5 protein-coding genes are annotated in these 5,105 nt (G+C 76.4%); 2 read left to right on the top strand and 3 right to left on the bottom strand.

The window, feature by feature from the left end; all coding sequences use genetic code 11:
- Window positions 1-736, bottom strand: a 736-nt coding sequence (locus AOK09_RS18555) for a hypothetical protein (protein ID WP_055588324.1), incomplete at its 3' end; no start/stop codon positions are given.
- A gap of 216 nt (window positions 737-952) precedes the next feature.
- Complete coding sequence (locus AOK09_RS18550; protein ID WP_055588323.1) at window positions 953-1,732, bottom strand: SIR2 family NAD-dependent protein deacylase; 780 nt, start codon at window positions 1,730-1,732, stop codon at window positions 953-955.
- Window positions 1,733-1,923: 191 nt separating this feature from the next.
- Here AOK09_RS18550 and AOK09_RS18545 point away from each other — a divergent pair, with 191 nt between their 5' ends.
- Window positions 1,924-2,352 carry a PPOX class F420-dependent oxidoreductase gene (locus AOK09_RS18545; RefSeq protein ID WP_055588322.1) on the top strand — a complete coding sequence of 143 codons (429 nt, stop codon included), beginning with the start codon at window positions 1,924-1,926 and terminating at the stop codon, window positions 2,350-2,352.
- Window positions 2,353-2,393: 41 nt separating this feature from the next.
- Here AOK09_RS18545 and AOK09_RS18540 read toward each other — a convergent pair whose 3' ends face one another.
- Window positions 2,394-3,740, bottom strand: coding sequence for a cytochrome P450 family protein (locus AOK09_RS18540; protein WP_063795999.1), 1,347 nt, complete (start codon window positions 3,738-3,740; stop codon window positions 2,394-2,396).
- Between the two features lie 245 nt (window positions 3,741-3,985).
- Between AOK09_RS18540 and AOK09_RS18535 the strand changes: the two genes are divergently transcribed.
- Window positions 3,986-5,105: serine/threonine-protein kinase (locus tag AOK09_RS18535; RefSeq protein ID WP_157875946.1), on the top strand; the 1,120-nt coding region annotated here is incomplete at its 3' end.

Raw genomic sequence — 5,105 nt, 5'->3', positions numbered from 1 at the left:
CCAGCAGCTCGGCGAGTTCGGCGAGCGGCAGGTGGTCCGCGTCGTGGTCCGGCAGCAGACGGCCGAGCTCGCGCAGGCTGGTCTCCATCCCCTGGAGGTGCTGGAGGATTCCGCCGAGCAGCTCCCCGTCGGAGGGCGGCGCGGGAGTCGTGTCCGGCGCTGCCTCCTGCCAGGCGGCGCGGACGGCGGCGGCCTGGGTCAGCGCGGTGTGCCGGGTCGCGCGGCGCGCCCATGCGGAGACCGAGAGCCGCTTGGCCTGCTTGCGCAGGGCACGCCGCGGGCCGGTGAGCGCGGGGCCGCCGGCGGTGGCGGCGGCGAGGGCGTCCAGGTCTGCCTCGTACGCCTGGACGTGCAGGGTGCGCAGGGTCTCCTCGACGCGGGCCAGCAGCTCGACGGTGGCACTGAACTCGGCGGCGGTCGCGGGCTCCGCGAGCGGGGTGGTCTCGGCGATGCGCGGGGCGGCCTCGCGCAGTGCGGGGAGGTCCCGGCCGCGGAGTTCGGCGAGCGCGGTGGAGGCGGCTCGGGCCTCCTCCGCGGTGGTGACGGCAGCGGCGGCGGCGTACCAGGGGCTGGTCTCGGGGCTGAGGGTGAACCCACCCTGGCTGGCGTAGCTTCGCAGGTTGTCGCGGGTGCTCGGGCGGCTGTCGCCACCACCGGCCGGGCCGGCCTCGTGGGCACGCGGCTCCGGGAGGGTGGTAGCGGTGGGGGCTTCTTCGGTGCTGTGAGGCGCAGGCATGTGGAGTCCGGTTCGAGGCGAGGAGGTCGACTGGTCCGGCCAGCGGGGTCGGGGCGTTACTGGCCGGGCTGCTGGTGCGGTTCCGGCGCGGTGGGACGCATGGTGCTCCGGGGGCCGCGATGGACGCCAACAATACGGGGGGCGCGGGATGACGTGCACGCACCCTGACGATGTCGCCCGGATTCCCGGCCCGCTCCGCCCGCCTGCTCCTCCGGGTTACTGCTCCAACTCCCCAGCGGGGATGGGGACTCCGGTCTCGGCGGCGATCCGTCGCACCAGCCGGGGCAGCGAGCTGCCGATGGGTTCGCGCACGATCTCCTCCGCGAGGTCGTCGTACGGTGTCGGTTCGGCGTTCACGATGATCAACCGGGAACCGGTGGCGACCGCCAGGTCCACCAGCGAGGCCGCCGGCTGCACCTGGAGCGTGGTGCCGACGGCCAGGAAGAGGTCGCAGGCCTGGGCGATGGAGCGGGCCTGGCCGAGCACCACCGGGTCCAGTGCCTCACCGAACATCACGGTGGCGGACTTCAGGATGCCGCCGCAGACCGTGCAGGCGGGGTCGGCCTCTCCGGCGGTGACCCGCTCCAGCGCCGCGTCCATCTCCGAGCGGGCGTGGCAGCGGGTGCACTGCACCTTCCGCGCGGTGCCGTGCAACTCGATCACCTTGCGGTCGGGCAGCCCGGACCGCTGGTGGAGCCCGTCGACGTTCTGGGTGATGACGCGCAGCGGCAGGCCGGTGCGCTCCAGTGCGGCAAGGGCCCGGTGCCCGGGGTTGGGCGTCGCGTGGCGGGCGGGCGAGTCACGGCGCAGCAGCCAGGAACGGCGCCGGATGTCCGGGTCGGCCATGTAGTGGGAGTAGGTGACGAGCTTCTCGGCCTCCGGGTCCCGCCGCCACAGGCCGTTGGGCCCGCGGTAGTCCGGAATGCCGGAGTCGGTGGAGATCCCGGCCCCGGTGAGGACCGCCACCAGGGTGGGCCCGGTCTGCTGCTCGTCCATGCGGGCAAGGCTAAGCGCGGCACTGCGGGACGGGCCAGTGGATTGCGGGCCGGCGGCGCCGGTGCACGGCCCGCCGGGGCGGCCCCGTACCGGCCACCGTGGGGGGGACCGGGCACCGCGGACGAGCGCGGCGCCGGGCGGACGAACCGCGGCGGGGTGCGTCGCCGAGGCGGTTCAGCGACCATGGGGGCATGGCCACTCCCATGACCGAGAGCGAATGGCGTGCCTTCGTCAGCGAGGGCACCCGCACCGGCAAGCTCGCCACCGTCCGCGCGGACGGACGGCCGCACCTCGCCCCCATCTGGTTCCTGCTGGACGGGGACGACCTGGTCTTCAACACCGGCAAGGACACGGTCAAGGGCCGCAATCTGGCCCGCGCCGACCAGGTGTCGCTCTGCGTGGACGACGAGCGGCCGCCGTTCTCCTTCGCCGTCCTGGAGGGCCGGGCGCGGCTCGGTGAGGACCTGGCGGAGCTGCGCGACTGGGCCACCCGGATCGCCGCCCGCTACATGGGCGAGGAGCGGGCGGAGGAGTACGGCGCACGCAACGGCGTGCCCGGGGAGCTGCTCGTCCGGGTGCGGATCGAGAAGGTCACCGCGGTACGGGACCTGGCTGCCTGAGACCCCTGCCCTGCCGTGGCTCGCCCGCGGTCAGCAGCCGGTCAGGCCGGCCCCGCCGCTGCGTCCGCCCGCTCGGCCCGGGACCGGGTCCGGGGCTGTGCCGGGACGCCTTCGCCGTCCGCGGGGGCGAAACGCACCGGCAGCGCCGTCGGCCCGCGCATGATCCCGCCCGGGGTCCACGCCAGCTGCTCGTACGGCACCGCCAGCTCCAGCCCCGGCAGTCGCCGCAGCAGCGCACCCAGCGCGATGACCGCCTCCAGCCGGGCCAGCGGGGCGCCCAGGCAGTAGTGGATGCCGTGGCCGAACGACAGATGGCGCACCCCGGTCCGGGTGACGTCCAGTTCGTCCGGGCCCGGCGTGCCCGGCGCGGTCCCGGCGCCGTCCGCGTCGCGGCCCACCGAGGTCAGGGCGATCTGCACGATGTCGCCGCGCCGGATCAGTTGACCGCCCAGCCGTACGTCGGACGCGGCGAACCGCTGCGGGGTGAGCTCCACCGGGGCGTCGTACCGCAGGAACTCCTCGACCGCGCCGGGCAGCAGCTCCGGCCGCTCCCGCAGCAACCGCGCCTGCCCGGGGTGGCGCAGCAGCGCCAGCACGGCGTTGCCCAGCAGGTTGACGGTGGTCTCATGGCCCGCGACCACCAGCAGCACGGCGGTGCCCAGCAGTTCGGTGTCGGAGAGCCGCCCGTCGTCCTCGTCGCGGACCGCCACCAGCGCGGACAGCAGGTCGTCGCCGGGCTCCGCGCGCTTGGCGGCGAGCAGCCCGGTGAGGAAGCGGTTGAGCGCGGCGGCGGCGGCCTCCCGGTCGGCGGACGGCGGATTGCCGAGCGCCTGCTGCGACCAGGTGCGGAAGTCCGAGCGGTGCTCCTCGGGGACGCCCAGGAGTTCGGAGATGACGGTCATCGGCAGCGGAGCGGTGAAGGACTCCACCAGGTCGGCCTCGCCCCGGGGTGCGATGGCGTCGATCAGCCCGGCGGTGATCTGCTCGATGCGCGGCGCCAGCGCCTCGCTGCGGCGCGGGGTGAACGCCCCCGCGACCAGGCGGCGGAGCCGGGTGTGCTCGGGCGGGTCCGCGGTGAGCATGTTGCCGCCGAGGCCGACCCCGGGCCGGTTGGCGAGGTAGCCGGCCGCTTCCAGGGCGGCGGCGGCCGGGGTGGTGTCCTTGCCGAGCGCCGGGTGGTGCAGCGCCTCCCGGGCCGCGTCGTGGCCGACCACCAGCCAGCCCTCCAGCCCGCCGGGGAAGCGCACCCGGTGCACCGGCCCGGCCTTCCGCAGCTCCGCGTAGCGGGCATGGGCGTCCGCCTTGAACTCCGGCGTTCCCACCAGCGGCGGCTGCGACGCATGGCCCGCCGGGCAGACGGCGTCCTGCTCCGACCGCTCTGCGGACATGGCCCCCACCTCTGACTGACAGCGTGTCAACAACGCCTGGCCGCGCCACGCTACCAGCGGGCGCGGACCGCGTCACCGGGTCGCCGCGGGTGTGCGGCACCATCACACGCGGTGACCGCTGCGTCCGCGCACCGGGCCCGCGCGTGGACGCCACCGGCCCGGCACCTACCCTGCTGGCGGCGCCCGGTGCAGGCACCGGGCCGCAACGGCGGGGCGATCCCGCCACGGGGGAACGGGGATCGGACATGAAGCCACTGGAAGCCGACGACCCTGCGGAGATCGGCCCGTACCGGCTGCTCGCCCGGCTCGGGGCGGGCGGCATGGGCCGGGTCTACCTCGCCCGCTCCGCCGGCGGCCGCACCGTGGCCGTGAAGGTGGTGCGTGCGGAGCTGGCCGAGGACGAGGACTTCCGCCGCCGCTTCCGGCGCGAGGTCGCAGCCGCCCAGGCCGTACGGGGGCGCCGTACCGCGCCCGTGGTGGACTGCGACCGCGACTCCGCCGTGCCCTGGCTCGCCACCGCCTATGTGCTGGGTCCGTCGCTGGCCGAGGCGGTGGACCGCTTCGGCGCGCTGCCCGAGCCCTCCGTACGCGCCCTGGGCGCCGGACTGGCCGACGCGCTGGTGTCGGTGCACGCCGCCGGGCTGGTCCACCGCGACCTCAAGCCCTCCAACGTCCTGCTGGCGGCCGACGGCCCCCGGGTCATCGACTTCGGCATCGCCCGCGCCGCCGACGGCGACCGCCTCACCCGGACCGGCATCGTCGTCGGCTCCCCCGGGTTCATGTCCCCGGAGCAGGCGCTCGGAGCGGAGGCCGGGCCCGCCTCGGACGTCTTCTCGCTGGGCTCCGTGCTGGCGTACGCCGCCGGTGGGCAGGGCCCCTTCGGTGACAGCACGCCGGCCGGGCTGCTCTACCGGGTGGTCAACGAACCGCCGGACCTCTCCCGGGTCCCGGAGGCGCTGCGTCCGCTGCTGGCCCGGTGCCTGGCCCGCGACCCCGCCGACCGGCCGGCCCCCGGCGCGGTCGCCGCGGCGCTCGCCCCGGACGGCGCCGACGCGGCCCTGGCCGGCGGCTGGCTGCCCACGGCCGTGGCCGGCGCGATCGCCGCCCATGCGGCCGAGGTGCTGGACATGGAGACGCCCCCGCGGGGGCAGCCCGCCGCGTCGCCGGTCGCCGGCCGCGATGCGACGGTGAACTCGCGTGCCGCGGCCGACCCCGGCGCCGTACCCACCGCAACGGACGGGCTCCCCGGCCGTACCCCGGCGGTACCGGCGACGGATCCCGCCGTCACCGCGGGCGGCGGCCCGCCGCGCCGCAGGGTGCTGGCGGCCGCCCTGGCCACCGGAGGCGCCGCCGTCGCCGGCACCG

The sequence above is a fragment of the Peterkaempfera griseoplana genome (genome assembly GCF_001418575.1).
GTDB lineage: Bacteria > Actinomycetota > Actinomycetes > Streptomycetales > Streptomycetaceae > Peterkaempfera > Peterkaempfera griseoplana.
The sequence above is the reverse complement of the archived record's forward strand: the minus strand, read 5'-3'. Positions and strand labels throughout refer to the sequence as shown.

Bases quoted from the DNA above. Each gene is read 5' to 3' on its own strand.
- AOK09_RS18550 (WP_055588323.1), bottom strand. From the start codon at position 1,732: ATGGACGAGCAGCAGACCGGGCCCACCCTGGTGGCGGTCCTCACCGGG.
- AOK09_RS18540 (WP_063795999.1), bottom strand. From the start codon at position 3,740: ATGTCCGCAGAGCGGTCGGAGCAGGACGCCGTCTGCCCGGCGGGCCAT.
- AOK09_RS18545 (WP_055588322.1), top strand. From the start codon at position 1,924: ATGGCCACTCCCATGACCGAGAGCGAATGGCGTGCCTTCGTCAGCGAG.